The following is a 20,342-nucleotide window of genomic DNA, read 5'->3' as shown; positions in this document are numbered from 1 at the left end:
ACAAACTTTAATAAATTTCATGTAGAAAACGATCGGCTTCACTTAATAACGATCACGATCAATTCTAATAAAACGGCATATGAACATGAATTTCTGTTTCTTATTTTAAATAAGACGGTGCATCTTTTGGTACATATAAATAAATTTGTCTAATTTTTGACTTATATTAATAGTTGCAGAGCTTGCAAGGCCTTCTTTCATCCCTGTTTGAATTAGTTCATGCCTAAGCTCGTCGATCATCTTGATTATTTCCTCCTTCGTAGGTGTGTAATTCTTGATTGAACTCATTTTAATCTCCCTTTCATCAAGTAACAACAGGTTCCAATTTTACCAGAAATATGACAAGAATAATAGGGTCTTTTTTACAAAAATTTGATAATTGAAGTACAGGGAAGAACAAAAAAGCATTTTGTGTTTTCTTGCGGTCGTCCTTAGGGTATGGGTTATACATCAAATCAAAATCTTGCGTGCAAAATAATGAATTAATGAGGCAAAACATATAAAGTTTGCAAAATACTGAGCCTATACGTTGGAGACCAAGTATAAAGGAGATTTACAACCGATGGAACATAATGTTCAAGTACCGCGTGTTAAAAGCATAGACAATACTTTAAATGTCTTGAAGGAAGGCTATAACTTTATACAGAATCGCCGAAAACAGCTGAACTCGGATATTTTTGAAGCTCGTGTACTTGGTGAAACAGCATTGTGTATGGGAGGAATGGAAGCCGCAAAGCTGTTTTATGATAATGACCGGTTCCAAAGAAAGGGAGCAGCACCAATGAGGGTGCAAAAGACTCTATTCGGTGTAAATGCCATTCAAACCATGGATGGAAATGCTCATGAGCACCGGAAGCTGCTTTTTATGTCTCTCATGGCACCGGATAGATTGCAGGTTCTATCAAATCTGTTATGGGATCGCTGGAGGGACTATGCAGCAAGGTGGGAACAAATGGACAGCATCGTGCTATTCGATGAGGTGCAGGAAATGCTTTGCCGGGCTGCATGCCAGTGGGCTGGAGTTCTCCTGCCTGAAAGAGAGGTAAAGCAACGAGCTAAAGATTTTGGAGCAATGGTTGATGCGTTCGGTGCAGTGGGACCCAGGCATTGGCAGGGCAGAAAAGCACGCCAGAACGGAGAAATGTGGATCAGGACTGTAATAGAACAGGTTCGGTCTGGGAGCATGAAGGCTGATAAGTATACTGCGCTTCACGCAATGGCCTTCCATCGAGATCAAGAAGGGAAACCGCTTGACACACAAATGGCTGCAGTTGAATTGATCAATGTGTTAAGGCCAATCGTTGCGATAGCGACCTACGTTACTTTTGGAGCCCTGGCCATACATGATTATCCTGAGTGCAAAAAACAGCTGCTGGTTGGCGGAGAAAAGGAGCAGGAGATGTTCGTTCAGGAAGTGAGGCGTTTCTATCCGTTCGGCCCTTTTTTAGGAGCGCGTGTGAAGAAGGATTTTACATGGAACAGTTATGATTTTAAAGAAGGACAGTTAGTACTGCTGGATGTATATGGAACAAATCATGACCGCAAGTTATGGGATTTACCGGATAAATTCTGGCCACATCGCTTCAGTAACTGGGAGGGAAGCCTGTTTGATCTTATTCCCCAGGGAGGAGGAGACCCGTATAAAGGACACCGTTGCCCTGGGGAAAGCGTTACTATCCTTGTTTTAAAATCCAGCTTTGAATTTATGACCAAGCATATGGATTATGAAGTGGCGCCGAATCAAGACCTAAGTTACAGTTTGAGACGTATGCCTACCCTGCCCAATAGCAAATTTATCATACAAAATGTTAGCTTAAGGAAATAGCCATTCACATTGTGAATGGCTTTGACTACATACTTTCCACTATTCGGAGGTCTTCACTGCTTCTCAATACTGATGTAACGTTTTGTGAGGAAGGAACTGCAAAAAAACTGACAGCATGTTTTATAAAGCTTCCTAATTTAAGATATAATCACGTTTGTTGTAAAACAATATTTTCTTCATAGTCTAATTTGGCTTCTCAAGCTGTGGGCTGCCATTAGTAGCCGAGGCTAATAGGGATATGCTGTTGTATTCTTTACATAATAGGCTATTTTTCTTTGTTACTTCAGTAGTTTTGTATAAAGAAGATTGAATTCATATATGGGAATATGTTGTAAATCATCCTTCTATGCAGTTTTATGGAGTATTTGGCTATATTTTGTAATATAAATGTAAAGTGACTGTGATGCGAATGTTATCAAAAACACGGTATATTTGGTTTAACAAATCACGCCAGGGGGTAAACAATCTTGTTAAAGAAATTCATCGCGACCCTAGCCATGACAGCTACGCTAAGCATGGGGTTTACGGCAATGGGTGAGACAACACAGGCAGAGGCAGCAACTTACCATACAAAAGCAATCTCGGTTGCAAAAAGCAACCTGGGAGTACCATATAGATGGGGCGGCATGTCACCAAGTGGATTTGATTGTTCAGGATTGATCAAATATTCTTTCGGAAAAGCTGGCAAGTCATTGCCCAGGACAGCTAGAGACATGTATACAAGAGGGACAAGGGTTAGTTCTTTAAAAGCAGGGGATCTGCTCTTTTATGCACCTAACAAAGCTTCAAGGCCAACCCATGTAGCTATGTATGTTGGGAGCGGAAAAGTGATTAATTCATCATCATCAAAAGGTGTATCATATTTTTACACAAAAAACTCATATTGGAAACCAAAGTTTATCGGAGCAAAGCGTATATAATAGAAAAGAGCCTACTGGCTCTTTTTTTTGTAACACATTACACCAGACCTTGAAACCACAAGCGTCGATGCATAAGGTTCAATAGGCTGATCATTAATTTCTTTCTTCTTTGGCAGACTCAACACATTGATATCGATTTGTTAAGATAGTGGAATATTATTTGAGGCAGCGATTTTCCAAGTGTAGGTGAGTGGGCTTACCTTCGTAATAGGGTTCTTATCTTTTCGATGTTGAGAATTGACGAAAACAAAGCTTTCCTTATATCGCCTCGCCAGGTGTTTGTCTTTAATATTCTTGGTCCAAGTAATAATTACTTCCAATGTATGCGTCTTTTCTGAGACCGGAATATTCCTATATTGGCTAGAACCCTCCTCCAGAAGAGGACCTGCCTCTGTTGTGAATAATTCGTATTTTGTTTTTTCGATGTTTCCATCTCTATATACTTCAACTACCACATTTTCAATATTTTTATCTCCGATATTTTTAATGTCTATATTATATATATTAAATACACCCGCTTCTAAACTAATTTGGGAAGGGATATTTGAAGAAGTCCTTCCTATAACCACGCCCCATTGCTGTGAAGCTTGTGACGCTGGAAGCTTATCCAGTGTCAATGCCTTTATGTGTATGGAAGAGGCAAGTGAGACCCAAATGGCAAAGGTCAGAATTGCGATTGTTTTTTTCATTAAACATAATCACTTCCTTCTGCATTTATAACATAGTGTGTACAATTGGGCGATTTGAACTCTGTGTGCTAAGTAATTGGTTTAGTATGCTGTAAAGAAGCAGTACATAACATAACGCGACAAATAAATGAACTCCAACTTGTTCAAGATTGAAAAGTTGGGATTCGACTAGATTACATATGGACATAACCTTCATGCAATGATTGGTGACATGTATGCATAACAGGATTTCGCAGAGGATATAGGCTTCTGTCTAATTTATGGGCAATTTCGGCAGCGCATTATCCTATCAAGCTGGACACTTAACATAAACAAGCCTAATTTGGCGAACGATAGATTTATAATAGGGTTCCAAATATAAGAGACTGCAATTATGTCATATAGGGGAGGATTGTATCAACGAATTATATGGATAAAAAAACTATTGAATGCAATCTGAGTAAGTGGCTGATAACGGACGAAATTAATGCAGCTTATCATTCGAATTAATTTAAGATAAAGTAAAATTAAGACCGATTTTATGTAATTGACCATACTAGTGAAAGGTACGTTTTTTGGGGGCGGATCGAGTGCGCATTATGTTTATAAGCCACTGATGTTTCATTTAATATAGTGGAAGCATAGGAAACAGCACAATATAAGAGGGGATTTTAAATAATTAATTTTTACAACTTGGCACCTGGAGAGATGATGGATGAGAAAGCTTCCGATTGTATTGGTTTACTTGCTGGTTTTCTTGTTTTGCTTCATGAATAAAGATTACATATTAAACTGGATTCAGGAAAGTGACAAATCCAATCTTCCCTTAATCTTTTTACTGTCGGTTTTCATTGCAACGATCCCGGTTATCCCCTTCACATTATATTCAGGTATCGTGGGGGCAAAGTATGGTTTATTGTTAGGATCCTTAATTAATTGGTTTGGCACTGTTACCGCCTCTGCGATTTATTTTTTTGCCGCCCGCCATTTATTTAGTGATTATGTTACAGCTTATTTGAAACGATTTAAACGTCTGGATTATTTCCAGCAGATGATTCGAAAAAATGCTTTTATCGCGATTTTAGCCGCTCGAGTTATTCCTATAATACCTACTCCGGTGGTGAATATATATTCGGGCATTGCCGGCATTCCTTTTTCGATATACATTTCCGCTACTGCGATTGGAAAGATACCGACAACCGTATTTGTAGCATACAGCGGCAGTCAGATTCTCTCCTCATTGAATCGATTTTTATTGGGTGCCGTAATATACTTGATTTTCTTATTCGTCATTATTTTAGTTTATAGAATGTGGGTAAGAAGGGGCGCTCACAAGGCAGAATGATTTCCATCATCTGTAAACAGTAAGAACAAATAAAAAAGGTGCAACCGATTTGAATTGGTGCACCTTTTCATTCTTATCGGTAGACATTGGAGGGTATCTTAACCTCTGGATTTCCCGCAGCATAAGGGGCAACCTCATATTGCTGGAATAGGAGACTAATTCCGCTGCTGGTGAAGTAAAATGCTGTATTGTTGTTAATTCTTAAATACTTATCTAAATCCTCGGCAAAAAACGTATTTGGCCGTTTCTTCATGTAGTTGAATGTGTATTGCCATACCTTATTCATTTTTGTCTTCGTATTTAATACAGAAGTTAAACTGTACTTATCCCCTGTGCTTGTATTGAAATTATATCCTGTTACATAAGCTGTACCATGCGCGCCGCCCGAGTATTGGTCGTCGATAAGGAGTATGCTGAGCTTTCCTGCATTATTATATTTGACCTTAAACGAAGTGCCGTAATAATAAACACAAAATTGCGGGTTCTGCTTGCATAAGCCCTCCTTTTTGACTTCTTCCATATCCTTCTTTAATAATAGGTAGTTCTTGTAGGATTTTTTAACATGATTGAGAAGGGCGGTATTAATTTTTATTTGTGCAGATTTGCTTTTCAACCCTGTGACTTGCGGGTATACCAGGTTTATAGTTTGACTTTTCTTGGTATAAAGCTTACTGGTCACTTTTACTGTCGGAGACGATGCGTGAGTAATCGAAGCGGAAAACATCAGGAAAGAGAACAATGTAAATGCTAAAAGGATGCTAAACTGTAACTTAAAGCTGTTCAGCTTCTGCATAAAATACCCCCTAATTTTTATGGCGGAAAATATTTTCCAATTAATTATATAAAGGCCATATCCATTTGAAAAGATAATTCCGTACATTTTTTGTAAATTTAAACTAAATTGAAAACAGTTGTGCCATTTGAGGTTGAAAACGAAAGCATCATAATATATTTCTGGGTGACCGTGCAGGAGATTAAATGTAGCTTATTTTTACCTGTGGCTATGTAATTATTAAAACCGAAACGACTCAAGGGTTTTCAAATATCGCTAAATAATAGCAATCTTGCAGAAAGTTCAGCCGCTAAAAAAAGAAGACAGCATTATTTTAGGCTGCTGTCTTCAATCTTTATCCCTATATACAATATTAAGAGAAAATCTTAACCAGTTCATTGATGCCGAGGAAGGCAAATAATACAAGACATCCAATCAACACGGCATTCGAAGATAGTTTGCTTCTGTATTCTTCTTGAACCTCCTTAGAATTAAGGAGCAAGAGAAGAGAAATGGCCAGGAACGGCATGAATAATGCTCCGAGAGCACCATATAAAATCAGAAGCTCTACAGGCTTTCCAAAGTAGAACAAAATCATCGGCGGGAATGTGAGCCAAAATAGGAAGAAGCGATAGGCCGGTTCCTTTTCAGATACGAATGAATTTCCTTTTTCCTTCTTTTTGCGTATAGTTTTAATAAAGTCAGCAAAGAGATAAGGCACGCCATTCCATACACCAAGAAGGGAGGTGTAGGCAGCAGACCAGAATGCGAGCAGGAACATCCATCGCATCGGTGTGCCGAACTCGTCGCCAAGCATATTTGCAAGAGTAATAAGTCCCTGGTCATCACGGATGCTGACGCCGCTGCCTGCAAGGAATTGAGCCCCGATGATTAAGCCAGCCATTGTGAAAATGGCTGTAAGTGTATAGGCGACCTTGGAGTCAGTGCGCATGGTGGGAATCCATTTCGGTCCGCCCCAGCCCTTTTCGCTAAGCCAATAGCCATAAGAAGACATGGTGATGGTTCCGCCAACACCTCCAATCAACCCAAGCATCAGCATAAAGGAGCCATCAGGCACCGTAGGGACGAAACCAGCTGCAAAATCTGTGAAACCTGGAAGGAAAAGCGCCGCTGTTCCGATGATAGTTATGAACATAACGCCAATTAAAACGGTCATGATACGTTCAAACAATAAATATTTGCCGGACCAGACGAGTAAAAAACCCAAGACAGAATGAATGATCGCCCATGCCCACAGAGGCATAATCGGGAACATCGCATGCATTGCCATACCGGCAGTGGAAGCAGCCGCTGCACCATAAATGAAGCCCCAGATGACGGAATATACTCCGAAATATCCGGTTGCCCATGATCCAAGCTTATGCCAGCCATCGAGCATAGTTTTGCCGGTCGCAAGATTCCATCTTCCCACCCCTTCATTAAGGAAATATTTAAGGATTGCCCCGATGATAATTGCCCAGACAAAGGTCATTCCAAATGATGTTCCTATCGCAACGGAAGTAACGAGGTCAGCTGGTCCCACCCCAGTGGCGGCCACAACCAGTCCTGGCCCAAGGAACTTTAATTTTTCCTTCCAGGTGGAAGGAGGGCTGATCTGTAGTGGTTGACTTGTTTCTATCTTCACATGAAAAACCTCCAAATCTGTATTAGTTAAAGTGTCCTCAAACTGACTCGAGGAGCACTGCCATTCCCTGTCCGCCTCCGACACATAAGGTGGCAATGCCAAATTGCTCGTTCCGCGCCTTCATTTCATGAACAAGCTTGGTCAATATGACGGCGCCGGTTGCCCCAAGTGGATGGCCGAGTGCAATTGCCCCGCCATTAACATTAACCTTGCCCATGTCGATGCCAAGCTCCCGGATAACAGCAAGTGCCTGGGAGGCAAAGGCCTCGTTCAGCTCTATTAGACCGATATCGGCCATTTTGAGATTTGTCCTTTCAAGCAGCTTCGATACGGCCGGGACTGGACCAATCCCCATATAATGAGGATCCACGCCGGCTGTTGCCCAATCCTTTATTCTAGCCAAGGGCTTAAGACCTAAGGAATGTGCCCTATTTCTGGACATCAGTACAAGGGCGCTTGCCCCGTCATTGCGGCCGCAGGCGTTTCCTGCTGTGACAGTTCCTTCTGGCTTAAAAACAGGTTTCAAGTTCGCCAGTTTTTCCTGGGAAGTTTCCCTCATATGCTCGTCCTTTGCAAATAACATTGCTTCCTGTTTGATTTTGATTTCCAATGGGACGATTTGAGAATCGAATTTTCCGTTCTCCCATGCCTGCTTTGCCCTTTTTTGGCTTTCCAAAGCGAAAGCATCCTGATCCTCACGTGATATACCATATTTTTCGGCAACGTTTTCGGCTGTAATGCCCATGCCTAAATTCTTGCCATACATTTCAACAGGCTGCTGGCCGTTCTCGAGATTTGAATCAACCAATATTGGATTTCCTTCCCCAAAGCGTGAGTTCCGCAGGTATATCGGAGCCCTGCTCATATTTTCAGTCCCTCCAGCAATAACAATGTCATTCGGATGGAAGGCTAAATGCCCGACGCCAGATATCACAGCCTGCATGCCTGAAGCGCATAATCGGTTGACTGTATAGGCTGTTGCTTTGTCAGAAATGCCTGCTCTAAGGGCTGCCACACGCGCCACATTGGATGATTCGGTTGATTGCCGGACCTCCCCCAAAATAATTTCATTGATTTCCTCATGCAAAACTATAGTTTTCATGGCATCTCTCAACACAGCTGCCGCTAACTCTGCGGAGTTTGTATTTCTTAATGTGCCTCCGAACCGGCCGATTGGAGTGCGCCGGGCGCTGACTATGACAATTTCCTGTACCATATAGACATTCTCCTTTCAGATATTAAGTCACATAACGGGAAAGAGCAGGGGAGATGGTATAGTTTGCAGGTGTTATTTGCTTCAGCTGCGGCTCTGTTATTTCATCAGCCAATTCCTCGAGCACCATCTGCCCATCTTTAAATCGGAATACTGCATATTCTGTAATAAGAGTGTTTACCACATTTTTTGCGGTAATGGGATAATCACAATTCTTTAGAATTTTAGGTTCTCCGTTCCTAGCGCAATGCTGGGTTGTAACGATAACCTCCTTGGCCCCGGCTACAAGGTCCATGGCTCCGCCCACACCAAGAATGTTTTTTCCCGGCACGGCCCAATTAGCGATGTCCCCGCTCTGGGCGACCTGCAAAGCCCCGAGTATTACCACGTCGATATGGCCCCCGCGGATCATGCCGAAGGACTCTGACGAAGAAAAGTAGGATGCTCCTGTTTTAGCAGTAACCGGAAGCTTGCCGGCATTGATCATTTCAGGATCTTCTTCTCCATCGGAAGGGGTCGGACCGACACCTAGCAAGCCGTTTTCTGTATGTAAAAATATTTCTTTTTGATCAGATAGGTAGTCCGCAACAAGGGTGGGGATGCCGATTCCAAGGTTGACGATTGCCCCATCTTTTATTTCCCTTGCAGCTCTGGCTGCGATCTTTTCTTTCATATTCATTTTGATTTTCCTCCCCGCACAATGTAGTTCACAAACAGATGCGGAACAATGATTTGCTCGGGATCAAGTTCACCAGGCTCTACGATTTCGTCAGCTTCCACAATAGTGACCCTGGCTGCTTTTGCCATGTCAGGATTGAAGTTCCGGGCCGTTTTTGAAAATACAAGATTCCCCAATGTATCGGCCTTCTGTGCTTTTACTAGCGCAACATCTGGAAGAAGGGGAAATTCGAGTACATACTCCTTGCCGTTTATGATACGTGATTCCTTGTTTTCGGCGAGCAGCGTACCTGCAGAAGTCCTAGTATAGAATCCGCCAATACCTGCGCCTCCTGCACGCAGCCGTTCAGCCAGCGTACCCTGGGGTACTAGTTCCACTTCTAGCTTTCCTTCGTTCACGTACTGGACAGCATCAATATTGCTGGTGAAGTAGGAGCCGATCGCTTTTGAGATTTTGTTCTGCAGCATAATTTTCCCAAGTCCTTTGCCTCCAGGCTCTCCCAGGTTATTGCTTATTACTGTCAATCTGGAAACCGGATGTTCTTCCAATTTTTTAATCAATCCCAGAGGGCATCCGACCAGACCGAAGCCGCCAACGCATATGGTATCTCCGTCATGAATATGAGAGATTGCCTCCGCAGCAGATACAACTTTATTCATAAAGAAACCTCCTTCTTGCAGTGTCATATCTTGTGTAAACCCTTACATTTATCGGTAAATAGGTTTTGCAAATAATAAAGTTTTATCGTACACTATCCGTACAAATATACGAAATGTGAATATATTTCGAGTATATAAGCTTTTTTACTAACTATCAACCGAATTGAAAGACTTTTTAGAAAATAAGCAAAAAGATACAGACTATTAAAAGAGGGGGAAAAAATAATGAATACATTGAAAGAATCCGGTTATTTTGTCAATTCAGTAGCAAAAGGGTTTCAGGTTCTAAATGCGTTTGATTCGAGTTCCGTCTATTTGACACTAAGTGACCTGGAAAGGAAAACAGGCATCAATAAGGCTACGGTAAGGCGCTTTGTCCTTACACTTGTGGATCTCGGGTACGTGAGAATATCTGAAGCGAATAAATTTCAACTGAGCCCTAAAGTATTGGATCTCGGGGCACATTACTTGGAATCATTGAACCTGCCTGACATTGCCCATCCCATTCTTGAAATAATTGCGTCGAAAGTGAAGGAGTCCACGAATCTTGCTATCCTTGATAAAGCGGATATTGTATATCTATCAAGGGTTAATGCGGCAGAACGAATCATTGGAGCGAACCTTCGTGTTGGTTCAAGGCTGCCTTATTATGCTACATCATTAGGAAAGGCGCTTGTTGCCTGGCTGCCTGAAGAGGACAGGCGGGACATTTGGAGTTCGGCAAAAATCGAGGCATTGACCGACAAAACAATAATAGATTTTCAGGAATTTGAAGCTCATTTGTCCACATGCAGGCAACTGGGCTATGCTGATGGAAACGACGAACTTGAGATAGGACTGCGGTCGATTGCTGTACCTATTTTCAATTGGAAGGGTAAGCCGATTGCTGCGATGAATATCTCCACAAACAACATGAGATCATCGGAAGAAAAAATCAAGAATACGTATTTACCAGCATTAATTGAAGGTGCAATGGAATTGAACAAGCAGGTCAAGGTCCATAAAATTTTAGGTTGAACAAGTAATCACCATTAGGAATAAGGCTTCTTTCTGGAAATCCAACACCTTTTTAGCTCAAAATTTGAAATGTTTTCTTTTGTGGAATTCTGTGTATATGATATGTAAACCTGCGAGAAAAGTAGAGAAATGAAATGAGGCTGGTGCATGAATACTCTTCGGTTGAGGATGCTATTCAGGCAGTGTGTATGCTACAAAACAAGGGAGTTGCAGCTGGAGAAATATATGTGCCTTCGAAGAGTGTAAAAGCGGCCAAAGATGTAGCAGAACAGTCCGATGCTAAAATAATTGGCATGAGGAATTGGGGCTGGGGGCATAACTCAAACATATATTCCTACCCGGGAAGCGGGGGCTTAGCATGCAATTAGAAGAATTAGGGCTTAGCCGGCACGAAGCAGAATCATTGGAGAAATCGATCGAACAGGGGAAAATCCTTCTGGTATTTACAGATGAGCGTTAGCTGGATAAATTAAGTGCAGGGCACAAATACATTGATGTACAGATGAATTTGGAAGTACACCTATTTGTTAAGTTAAGTAAATTTCTCAGCAATACAAATCCTTTAAATAACATGTAAATAAAATAAAAAAATGTTAGTTGAATATTTCAAGCCGGCTGCTTCAGTTGGCTTTATTATTTTTCTACCCTTTTTGTCGTAAAGCGGTGATGCATAGGGTACGAAAAATATGCTTGGAGTTTGGATGTAATCCTGTTTAGGGATATATTTGTTGTAATATCAGGAAAACTGATCTTTCATTAGTTTCACAATTATGATCTGTTAATCCGACAGATAAAAAGATTCCTGTCCTTTTTTGTACTGAAAAATCAGTACTTGTAAAGAAATGTCTTAAGAAAAGAGGTTACAGGCAAATCGATATGGTTCAATTCGGTAAATTGGTATACTAATATTTGGAAGTTTTTGTGTGCGACCGAGAGTGATTTTCATTGGTGGGATTAATTGTTCGCTCAGAAGAAAGGAGTCGTGGGATGATTAGATTTAACAATGTGTCAAAGCGTTACCTTGACAGTACATATGCAGTAAAATCGGTAAATTTCCAAATACATGAAGGGGAACTTATGGTACTGATCGGGCCAAGCGGCTGTGGAAAAACGACCACTCTTAAAATGATTAATAGATTGATTCCAGCCACAGATGGAACCATCACAATTGGCGGTCAAAATATAAGTCAATATGATATCCATCAATTGCGATGGGATATTGGCTATGTTCTTCAGGAGATTGCGCTGTTTCCGCATATGACTATTGAGGAGAATATCGCGATTGTCCCGGAATTGAAAAAATGGAATGGGAAGAGGATCAGTCAAAGAATCGATGAGCTGTTACAAATGATTGGCCTTGATCCGGAAACGTATAGGCACCGGAAGCCTAATGAATTATCAGGGGGACAGCAGCAGAGAGTAGGTGTTGCCAGAGCACTTGCTGCAAATCCCAAAATAATCTTAATGGACGAGCCGTTCAGTGCACTGGATCCTGTCAGCAGGGAAAAGCTGCAGGATGACCTTCTAGAGCTGCAAAGAACAATCAAAAAAACGATTGTTTTCGTTACACATGACATGAGGGAGGCTTTAAAACTGGCCGACAGGATTTGTGTCATGAGGGATGGAGAAGTCGTACAGATAGCAACACCACAGGAACTGTTGAACCATCCTGCTAATGACTTTGTCCGCAATTTTGTCGGAGAAGACATGGCACTGGCCACTGCGCCGTTTTCAATACAGAAGTACATACAATATAACGAAATGGCATCCAGCACGGTTGCTAAAACAATTCCGCCCCATGCTTCCTTACAGGAGATTCTCACATTGTTAACAGAGTACGACCAGCTTGGAGTTTTAAAGGATGGAAGAATCATCGGTACCATCAATAGACAGGGGATCATCCAGCATTTAGCAGAACAGATGGGGAAAGAGGGTCGGCTGAATGGATAACTTCATCAGCATTTTGAATGAAAGAAAAGGACAGCTATTCAACACGCTCATAGAGCATATTCAAATTTCCTTGATCGCTCTAATTCTTGCAATATTGCTTGCTATCCCGCTGGGTATATACATAACCAAAAAGAAAAGAGTCGCAGAAGGCATAATAGCGATAACTGCTGTATTACAGACAATCCCTTCATTGGCATTGTTGGGTATTTTAATTCCTTTGTTTGGAATAGGGAGGACTCCGGCAATAATAGCACTTGTCGTGTATGCACTTCTTCCCATCTTGCGGAATACATACACAGGCATCAAAGAGGTCGACCCAGCCTTGATTGAGGCAGCCAGGGCAATGGGAATGAACAGGAGTAAACGATTGACAAAGGTGGAACTGCCCTTGGCCATGCCTGTCATAATGGCAGGTATCCGGACTGCCATGGTGCTTATAGTGGGTACAGCTACATTGGCAGCCCTTATTGGCGCTGGGGGGTTAGGTGACCTGATTCTTTTGGGCATTGACAGGAACAATTCAAGCCTTATCCTTCTTGGTGCAATACCTGCTGCATTATTAGCAATTCTTTTTGACCAGCTGCTTAGACGTTTTGAAGGCATGAACTTTAGAAGGTCGTTATTTATTCTCGGCGGGGTGTCAGCAGGGTTGCTCCTTACCTTAGCGCTTCCGCATATAAATAATAAAGACGAAGAGCAAATTATCATTGCCGGAAAGCTCGGGTCTGAGCCGGAAATCTTAATAAATATGTATAAGCTACTGATTGAAGAGGAGACTGATCTTCATGTCGAGCTTAAGCCCGGTCTTGGGAAGACATCCTTTGTATTTAATGCATTAAAATCAGGAAGTATTGACGTTTATCCGGAATTTACCGGAACGGCAATTTCAGAGTTTCTGAAAGAAAAGGCAGTCAGTACCGAAAGTGACGAGGTATATGAACAAGCAAGAAAAGGGATGATAAAGCAATTTGATATGCAAATGCTAAAGCCAATGCAATACAATAATACATACGCTTTGGCGGTACCTGACGAAACAGCCCAAAAGTATAATTTGAAAACGATTTCTGACCTGCGAGCAGCACAAGCAAATATAAAGGCAGGTTTTACACTAGAATTTTCCGATCGGGAAGACGGTTACCGAGGCATTCAGAAACTGTATCGCCTGGATTTCCCAAGTGTGATTACAATGGAACCTAAACTGAGATACGGTGCGATTGAAAAAGGAGAAATCAATTTGGTGGACGCCTATTCCACAGACAGTGAATTGGCACAGTATAAACTGACTGTTTTGCAAGATGACAAACATCTATTCCCTCCTTACCAGGGGGCTCCACTGTTAAGACAGGAAACTGTTGAGGAGCATCCCGAATTGGCTGAGGCGCTAAACCTTCTTGCGGGAAAGATAAGTGATGACGAAATGCGCAAAATGAACTATGAAGTTAATGTAGAAGGAAAGACAGCTAAGCAGACAGCCAGGGAATTTTTGACGAAGGAAGGATTAATTGAATAGCCTGTAAATAGGCCGCTTGGAATAAATCCGATGCGGCTTTATTTGCTTTACTGCTGGATTAGAATATGCTCGCTGAACCATTCCATTTAGAATCGAACGATCAAACTGTCCGATCCGATTGATATACGCTATTGAATAAACCAAATCTGTGATAACAAAGGATGTTGAAGCGTGGTTCCCGAGTCAACATGTATACACGATAACTTTCTAATATTGATTTAACGTATATCTATTAAATCCCGTAAATATTAGATTTTTCGATTCCCTGGAAAAGCTAACAATATAATCTGTTGACGGATAATAAACGGAAACATGGTAGGCGACCGGCCCATGGACCCTAACAGCAAATTGCAGTGATCTCTATAATCCGAAGGCCGAAATTATTTCGGTCTTTTTATTTTTGATATATTTTACGCAGCATCTTAGAGGGATTTCCCAGAACAAATTAAACCTGTCCATGTTTTTCTTCTTCAGAAATTCCCTTACATCGAATGGAAGGAGTTGAGATACAGAATCATGGAACATTCGAATATCCATGTAAAATCCCAACTCAATTTAGGAGATGGGATTTTGTGGTTGCCTCTTACACTCAATGGAACAAATGAATATAGAAAGAGCCTAAATATGTCTCAGTTTGGTTGAAGCAGGAATATACTTTTAGAATAAAAATGAAATTTTTCAACCCGTAACAATGCAGCTTGTACTTCAAATAGGTTTTAATCAGATGAAGGAGAGATTGACTTTGCAAAATCTTCAAAGCAGCACCCTGAGGTTACCGTTATCGACGCCGTGGGGATTAAATACATCAATAGCAGGAAGAGCAGTTGTCAGAGGGACTCTCAGCTTCACCTCTTTAACTGGCAACCGGTTAACTGGCACAGCTAATTTTAGGGGGAGGCCATTGCCGATCAATGGAACATGGAATGAATACACCAACCAAATAATGTTCGATACCCCATATGCGACTTTCAGCGGAAAACTCTTCATTTTCGATTCTGCTGCCATCCGTGTACGTCATTACATTTTACGGGGAAGGTTTGTAATGAAGCCTCCTTCTATACAAGCCGGTGAGCAAGGAGATTGGATCGCCACTACTGATACACCATTAACTGGTCCGGTAACAGGAGGGGGCGGGCTTCCGCCGGTTGGTGTTTTTTTAACCTCAGAAATACTTCATGGGACGCCAAGGTTATAGGGCAGTATTCGAAAATTGACTATTGTGAATAAAAGTTATTCATGTAATTTGGATGACTTTTTTACAGTGTTTTATCACTTATAAATAATTAATGATGTGCCAGCCCAAAAAATCAGCAAACGGAACAGGAACGGTATCCCGCTTTGCGGCATATATGAAAATCAAGGAGTCCTTATAACTTAGGCGGCTTCTACTTATTCTCCTCAAGATAGTTGCGCATCTTTTGCAGATAATCAGGTGCATCCATAGGATCTTTTACCCTAAGTTCTATGATGCAAAGCTTGGTACCGTTAAGTTTTTCCGCTTGCTCAATTGCTAAATCCAGTTCGTTATTAGTTTGAACAGAGGCTGTATAAGCGTCATCTGCAAATACTTCTGTAAGCTTTGTATAATCCCAATTTGAAATTTGGTTATACTTTTGATCTTCGGTTTGTACATTCAAATATTTTTCTATTGTGAAACCTTGGTTATTGAGAATAAAGATTATAGGTGTGCAGCCATTCTTCAGCATCGAGCTGATCTCCTGTACGGTCAGCTGAAGGGAGCCATCGCCAGTAAATAGAAGCGCACGTCGAGCGCCGGCTGCCATGCAAGCGCCGAAAGTGGCAGGAACTGAATAACCAATGCTTTGCCAGCCTCCCTGCACGATATAATCTGCTCCCTTTGGAAGCCTGACCTGCGACATCCCGTAGGAAAAGCTACCGGTTTCAACAACTATTATATCTTCTTCGGCCAACATATTCTGAAAACGGGGATAATAGGAGGCTGCTGTCAAAGGCTCATCTGGTGAGCCAATCATTGTTTCATATGGAAATTCTATCTCATATTGACTGTTATCTTGCCGGTAACCGCAATCTATGATCTCGTTTAAGATGTCTTCTGCCAGCACATCTGGATAAAGAGCTTCGCCAATTTTTACGGAATGCGGCTGGATGTTAATCATATTGGCGGTGTTTAAATTTGCAGTGGATTTTGAACTGTTTACATCAGACCAAACCAGACCCACTGTAATCACACAATCTGCATCTTCTACAATATTACGTACTTTATCATTACCAAAAGCGCCGCTGTACATCCCTATGTATAGAGGATGACTTTCATCGAATCCGCCTTTTCCCTGAAATAAGGATGAGACGGGCACATTCATCTTTTCGGCAAGTTGTTCAATTTGTGCCTGAAGTCTATAGCGCATTGCTTTTGTATCCACTAAAATGACTGTACTCTCTGCCTTATTTAGTATTTGCTGCGCGTGTGAGAAAGCTGCATTCAGGGATTTTTCATTTGTTTCTGATGGTTTAGGAAGATTTCGGTTATGACGTACAATAGGTTTTGTAACAAGGTCAATCGCAACTACTAGATAAACAGGTTTCTTCTTTTGTTTCGCCACATAAAGAGCGTTTGGTATCTCTAGCTCGGCATTTTCGGGTGTCAAAACTGCTGTATAGGCAGTAATGTTTTCATACGTTTTACGAAATACATCATAATCGCCGTCCATCAGGGTGTGGTGCAGCAGTTTTTTTTCATTTTGTTCCACTAATTTGGGAGATCCTACAATATGGATAACCGGAACGTTTTCACTGTAAGCCCCGGCGATAGCATTACAGGCGCTCATTTCCCCGACACCAAATGTTGTGATTAGTGCTCCCATCCCCCTAAGTCTCGCGTATCCGTCAGCTGCATACCCGGCATTCAGCTCGTTCACTCCGTTTATGAAGCGCACTCCTTCGTATCGTTCGATCGTATCAAGCAGGCTAAAATTATAATCGCCCGGAACCCCGAAAATATCTGTTACCTCCTCTTGTTTTAGACAATCGAGTAAAAATTCCCCGAGAGTTTTTTCTTCAGCTTGATTTGAAACAGACAAGACAATCACTCCTTTAACGTTTTAAGATATACCTACATATACCCCGGCTTTTTTGGTGTAATCCGTGCTGAGCGTTTCTTGCCCTTTTAAATGTAATGTTTCTTGTAAGGAAGAGTTCCCGATATAGGGCAATAAAATGGCACCTATCAACACGCCTTAGCCGCAAAAAACATATACTGCGTGAAATCGACTATTTACAATGATATTTTTCTTCATTTATAGAGGATTTTTGTAAAGAAAAAACGAAGACATACAGAGGGAGGGGAGAATACGTGAATAAGGAAAAGGCTCTATTATTTATTTATGAGGGGTTTGCTGAGTATGAAATCTCTGCTGCTATATCGATGTTGAGGGATTCCCATACTGTGGTTACGATTTCAGTCGATAAAGGTGCAGTAGTATCAGAGGCAGGGTTAACAATCATCCCGGATTTAACACTTAACGAGGCCGTGTTGGAAGATTTTGAGTTGCTTATCGTACCAGGTGGTAACTTACTGCCGATTGAGAATAAACCAGAATTGTATGAATGGGTGAGGGTTTTTGTTAGTCAATCAAAGGCGGCTGCTGCGATCTGCAGTGGTGCATATGTTCTAGCACGAGCCGGCCTTTTGGAAGGTATACCGTACACTGTTAGCCTAACTAAGAATCAACGTAATTTTCTTGGCTTTTTCCAGGAAGAAAATTACCAATATAACTCTGTTGTCCGCTATGGAAACATATTAACAGCACAGGGGCATGCATATGTTGATTTTGCTATAGAGCTTAAAAAAATGGTGAGTGACGCGAGTGCTGAAGCGGTGGATTTTTACCGAGGTACGAGAAATAAAATGATGGAAGAGGTTTAAGGGTGTAAAGCAATATTAAATATTTCAGTCTGTTATAGTTTTTATACGGTAAATTGATAATAGAAATAACGTGTGAACAAGCGCACGTCATTTCTATTATAGGCTTTAGTGCAATCTGTTAAAGTGTTGAGATACATATGGTAGTAATATTATTTCTTGTTTATGTGTCACCGCAGGGTCAGCTAGCGTCTGCATAAACCAGGCACGACTCGTAGGCAGGACTCATTAGTATAAAGAGTGTTATACCTTCAATTGTATACTTGGAGTATGAAGACAATTAATTCATGGTTCTTACATTATGATATGCCATCTTAAGCATATTTAATAAAGGTGAACTATCTTTACGTTAGAAATAAATCGAAAAGTTATTGACTTACTTTCATATTGGAGTTATATTATTTAAGTCGCTGAAATGAACTAGCCTTTTAAAACATTCAAGATTAAAAAAATGTTGACTTTTTACCTTGCTTGATTTATTATAGAAAAGTCGTGTTAGCGATGATAAAATTTTTAAATAAAGAATATCTTTTCGTAGAAGTTGACAACTATTAAACGCTGTGTTACATTAATAAAGTTGCTTCTGAGAGAAACAACATATGAGATTGCTCTTTGAAAACTGAACAAAACAAGCGCCAGATTCTTTTTTCTTATTGAAATAAGACGTCTAAATGATAGTGAGTAAACACTTTAAAAGTACAAGAGTTAAGGATCATCGGCTAAGATCGTCACGTCCTGTGACAACGCCGATGTTAGCACATCCATGTGCGTCACAAATTCTATCGGAGAGTTTGATCCTGGCTCAGGACGAACGCTGGCGGCGTGCCTAATACATGCAAGTCGAGCGGACAGAAGGGAGCTTGCTCCCGGAAGTCAGCGGCGGACGGGTGAGTAACACGTGGGCAACCTGCCTGTAAGACTGGGATAACTTCGGGAAACCGGAGCTAATACCGGATAGGTTCTTCCCCCGCATGGGGGAAGATGGAAAGACGGTTTCGGCTGTCACTTACAGATGGGCCCGCGGCGCATTAGCTAGTTGGTGGGGTAATGGCCTACCAAGGCAACGATGCGTAGCCGACCTGAGAGGGTGATCGGCCACACTGGGACTGAGACACGGCCCAGACTCCTACGGGAGGCAGCAGTAGGGAATCTTCCGCAATGGACGAAAGTCTGACGGAGCAACGCCGCGTGAGCGAAGAAGGCCTTCGGGTCGTAAAGCTCTGTTGTCAGGGAAGAACAAGTGCCAGAGTAACTGCTGGCACCTTGACGGTACCTGACCAGAAAGCCACGGCTAACTACGTGCCAGCAGCCGCGGTAATACGTAGGTGGCAAGCGTTGTCCGGAATTATTGGGCGTAAAGCGCGCGCAGGCGGTCCTTTAAGTCTGATGTGAAAGCCCACGGCTCAACCGTGGAGGGTCATTGGAAACTGGGGGACTTGAGTGCAGAAGAGGAGAGTGGAATTCCACGTGTAGCGGTGAAATGCGTAGAGATGTGGAGGAACACCAGTGGCGAAGGCGACTCTCTGGTCTGTAACTGACGCTGAGGCGCGAAAGCGTGGGGAGCGAACAGGATTAGATACCCTGGTAGTCCACGCCGTAAACGATGAGTGCTAAGTGTTAGAGGGTTTCCGCCCTTTAGTGCTGCAGCAAACGCATTAAGCACTCCGCCTGGGGAGTACGGCCGCAAGGCTGAAACTCAAAGGAATTGACGGGGGCCCGCACAAGCGGTGGAGCATGTGGTTTAATTCGAAGCAACGCGAAGAACCTTACCAGGTCTTGACATCCTCTGACTTCCCTAGAGATAGGGCGTTCCCCTTCGGGGGACAGAGTGACAGGTGGTGCATGGTTGTCGTCAGCTCGTGTCGTGAGATGTTGGGTTAAGTCCCGCAACGAGCGCAACCCTTGATCTTAGTTGCCAGCATTCAGTTGGGCACTCTAAGGTGACTGCCGGTGACAAACCGGAGGAAGGTGGGGATGACGTCAAATCATCATGCCCCTTATGACCTGGGCTACACACGTGCTACAATGGATGGTACAAAGGGCAGCGAAGCCGCGAGGCCGAGCCAATCCCATAAAGCCATTCTCAGTTCGGATTGCAGGCTGCAACTCGCCTGCATGAAGCCGGAATCGCTAGTAATCGCGGATCAGCATGCCGCGGTGAATACGTTCCCGGGCCTTGTACACACCGCCCGTCACACCACGAGAGTTTGTAACACCCGAAGTCGGTGAGGTAACCTT

General features: G+C 42.2%; 17 protein-coding genes and 1 rRNA gene (1 of these 18 cut by a window edge). 10 read left to right on the top strand and 8 right to left on the bottom strand.

Annotated features, from left to right (window positions below):
• Nucleotides 1-105 precede the first annotated feature (105 nt).
• The gene (locus V1500_RS16410) at nt 106-288 is read right to left on the bottom strand and encodes an aspartyl-phosphate phosphatase Spo0E family protein (RefSeq protein WP_409300856.1); all 183 of its coding nucleotides are present in this window, start codon (nt 286-288) and stop codon (nt 106-108) included.
• Nucleotides 289-562: 274 nt separating this feature from the next.
• Between V1500_RS16410 and V1500_RS16405 the strand changes: the two genes are divergently transcribed.
• Nucleotides 563-1,825, top strand: a complete 1,263-nt coding sequence (locus V1500_RS16405; protein ID WP_409300854.1) for a cytochrome P450 — start codon at nt 563-565, stop codon at nt 1,823-1,825.
• Nucleotides 1,826-2,292: 467 nt separating this feature from the next.
• Complete coding sequence (locus tag V1500_RS16400) at nt 2,293-2,745, top strand: C40 family peptidase (RefSeq protein WP_409300852.1); 453 nt, start codon at nt 2,293-2,295, stop codon at nt 2,743-2,745.
• A 140-nt stretch (nt 2,746-2,885) separates the two neighbouring features.
• Here the strand turns inward: V1500_RS16400 and V1500_RS16395 are convergent, their stop codons facing one another.
• Nucleotides 2,886-3,434 (bottom strand): hypothetical protein, encoded by a 549-nt coding sequence (locus V1500_RS16395; RefSeq protein WP_409300851.1) that lies wholly within the window; start codon nt 3,432-3,434, stop codon nt 2,886-2,888.
• 694 nt (nt 3,435-4,128) lie between these two features.
• Here V1500_RS16395 and V1500_RS16390 point away from each other — a divergent pair.
• On the top strand, nt 4,129-4,758 hold the full coding sequence (locus V1500_RS16390) for a TVP38/TMEM64 family protein (protein ID WP_409300849.1): 630 nt from the start codon (nt 4,129-4,131) through the stop codon (nt 4,756-4,758).
• Between the two features lie 73 nt (nt 4,759-4,831).
• Here V1500_RS16390 and V1500_RS16385 read toward each other — a convergent pair whose 3' ends face one another.
• The 5 genes from V1500_RS16385 to V1500_RS16365 all read right to left on the bottom strand — a co-directional run bounded on the left by V1500_RS16385 (nt 4,832) and on the right by V1500_RS16365 (nt 9,726).
• Entirely contained in the window at nt 4,832-5,551 is a 720-nt protein-coding gene (locus V1500_RS16385; protein WP_409300847.1) for a DUF3298 and DUF4163 domain-containing protein, read from the bottom strand.
• A 352-nt stretch (nt 5,552-5,903) separates the two neighbouring features.
• On the bottom strand, nt 5,904-7,175 hold the full coding sequence (locus V1500_RS16380; RefSeq protein WP_409300845.1) for an Nramp family divalent metal transporter: 1,272 nt from the start codon (nt 7,173-7,175) through the stop codon (nt 5,904-5,906).
• 37 nt (nt 7,176-7,212) lie between these two features.
• Entirely contained in the window at nt 7,213-8,391 is a 1,179-nt protein-coding gene (locus V1500_RS16375) for a thiolase family protein (protein WP_409300843.1), read from the bottom strand.
• Between the two features lie 22 nt (nt 8,392-8,413).
• A complete protein-coding gene (locus V1500_RS16370; protein ID WP_409300842.1) occupies nt 8,414-9,067 on the bottom strand; it encodes a 3-oxoacid CoA-transferase subunit B in 654 nt (217 codons plus the stop codon).
• Nucleotides 9,064-9,726, bottom strand: coding sequence for a CoA transferase subunit A (locus V1500_RS16365; protein ID WP_409300841.1), 663 nt, complete (start codon nt 9,724-9,726; stop codon nt 9,064-9,066). The genes V1500_RS16370 and V1500_RS16365 overlap by 4 nt, the downstream gene beginning before the upstream one ends.
• Nucleotides 9,727-9,951: 225 nt before the next feature.
• Here V1500_RS16365 and V1500_RS16360 point away from each other — a divergent pair, with 225 nt between their 5' ends.
• The 5 genes from V1500_RS16360 (at nt 9,952) to V1500_RS16340 (ending at nt 15,398) form a co-directional block, all read left to right on the top strand.
• Nucleotides 9,952-10,743, top strand: a complete 792-nt coding sequence (locus tag V1500_RS16360) for an IclR family transcriptional regulator domain-containing protein (protein WP_409300839.1) — start codon at nt 9,952-9,954, stop codon at nt 10,741-10,743.
• A 134-nt stretch (nt 10,744-10,877) separates the two neighbouring features.
• Entirely contained in the window at nt 10,878-11,111 is a 234-nt protein-coding gene (locus tag V1500_RS16355) for a hypothetical protein (RefSeq protein ID WP_409300838.1), read from the top strand.
• 619 nt (nt 11,112-11,730) lie between these two features.
• Nucleotides 11,731-12,693, top strand: coding sequence for an ABC transporter ATP-binding protein (locus tag V1500_RS16350; RefSeq protein ID WP_409300836.1), 963 nt, complete (start codon nt 11,731-11,733; stop codon nt 12,691-12,693).
• Nucleotides 12,686-14,203, top strand: a complete 1,518-nt coding sequence (opuFB, locus tag V1500_RS16345; RefSeq protein ID WP_409300834.1) for an osmoprotectant update ABC transporter permease/substrate-binding subunit OpuFB — start codon at nt 12,686-12,688, stop codon at nt 14,201-14,203. Before V1500_RS16350 ends, opuFB begins: the two co-directional genes overlap by 8 nt.
• Nucleotides 14,204-14,945: 742 nt before the next feature.
• On the top strand, nt 14,946-15,398 hold the full coding sequence (locus V1500_RS16340) for a hypothetical protein (protein ID WP_409300832.1): 453 nt from the start codon (nt 14,946-14,948) through the stop codon (nt 15,396-15,398).
• A 190-nt stretch (nt 15,399-15,588) separates the two neighbouring features.
• Here the strand turns inward: V1500_RS16340 and V1500_RS16335 are convergent, their stop codons facing one another.
• The gene (locus tag V1500_RS16335) at nt 15,589-17,262 is read right to left on the bottom strand and encodes an alpha-keto acid decarboxylase family protein (RefSeq protein WP_409300831.1); all 1,674 of its coding nucleotides are present in this window, start codon (nt 17,260-17,262) and stop codon (nt 15,589-15,591) included.
• A 272-nt stretch (nt 17,263-17,534) separates the two neighbouring features.
• Here V1500_RS16335 and V1500_RS16330 point away from each other — a divergent pair, with 272 nt between their 5' ends.
• Nucleotides 17,535-18,107 (top strand): DJ-1/PfpI family protein, encoded by a 573-nt coding sequence (locus V1500_RS16330; RefSeq protein ID WP_409300829.1) that lies wholly within the window; start codon nt 17,535-17,537, stop codon nt 18,105-18,107.
• Nucleotides 18,108-18,883: 776 nt separating this feature from the next.
• Nucleotides 18,884-20,342 (top strand): 16S ribosomal RNA (locus tag V1500_RS16325); it runs 91 nt beyond the window's last position.

The sequence above is a fragment of the Peribacillus sedimenti genome, from assembly GCF_046237635.1.
Classification (GTDB): Bacteria; Bacillota; Bacilli; order Bacillales; family DSM-1321; genus Peribacillus; species Peribacillus sedimenti.
This window is presented reverse-complemented; position numbering and strand designations above follow the sequence as displayed.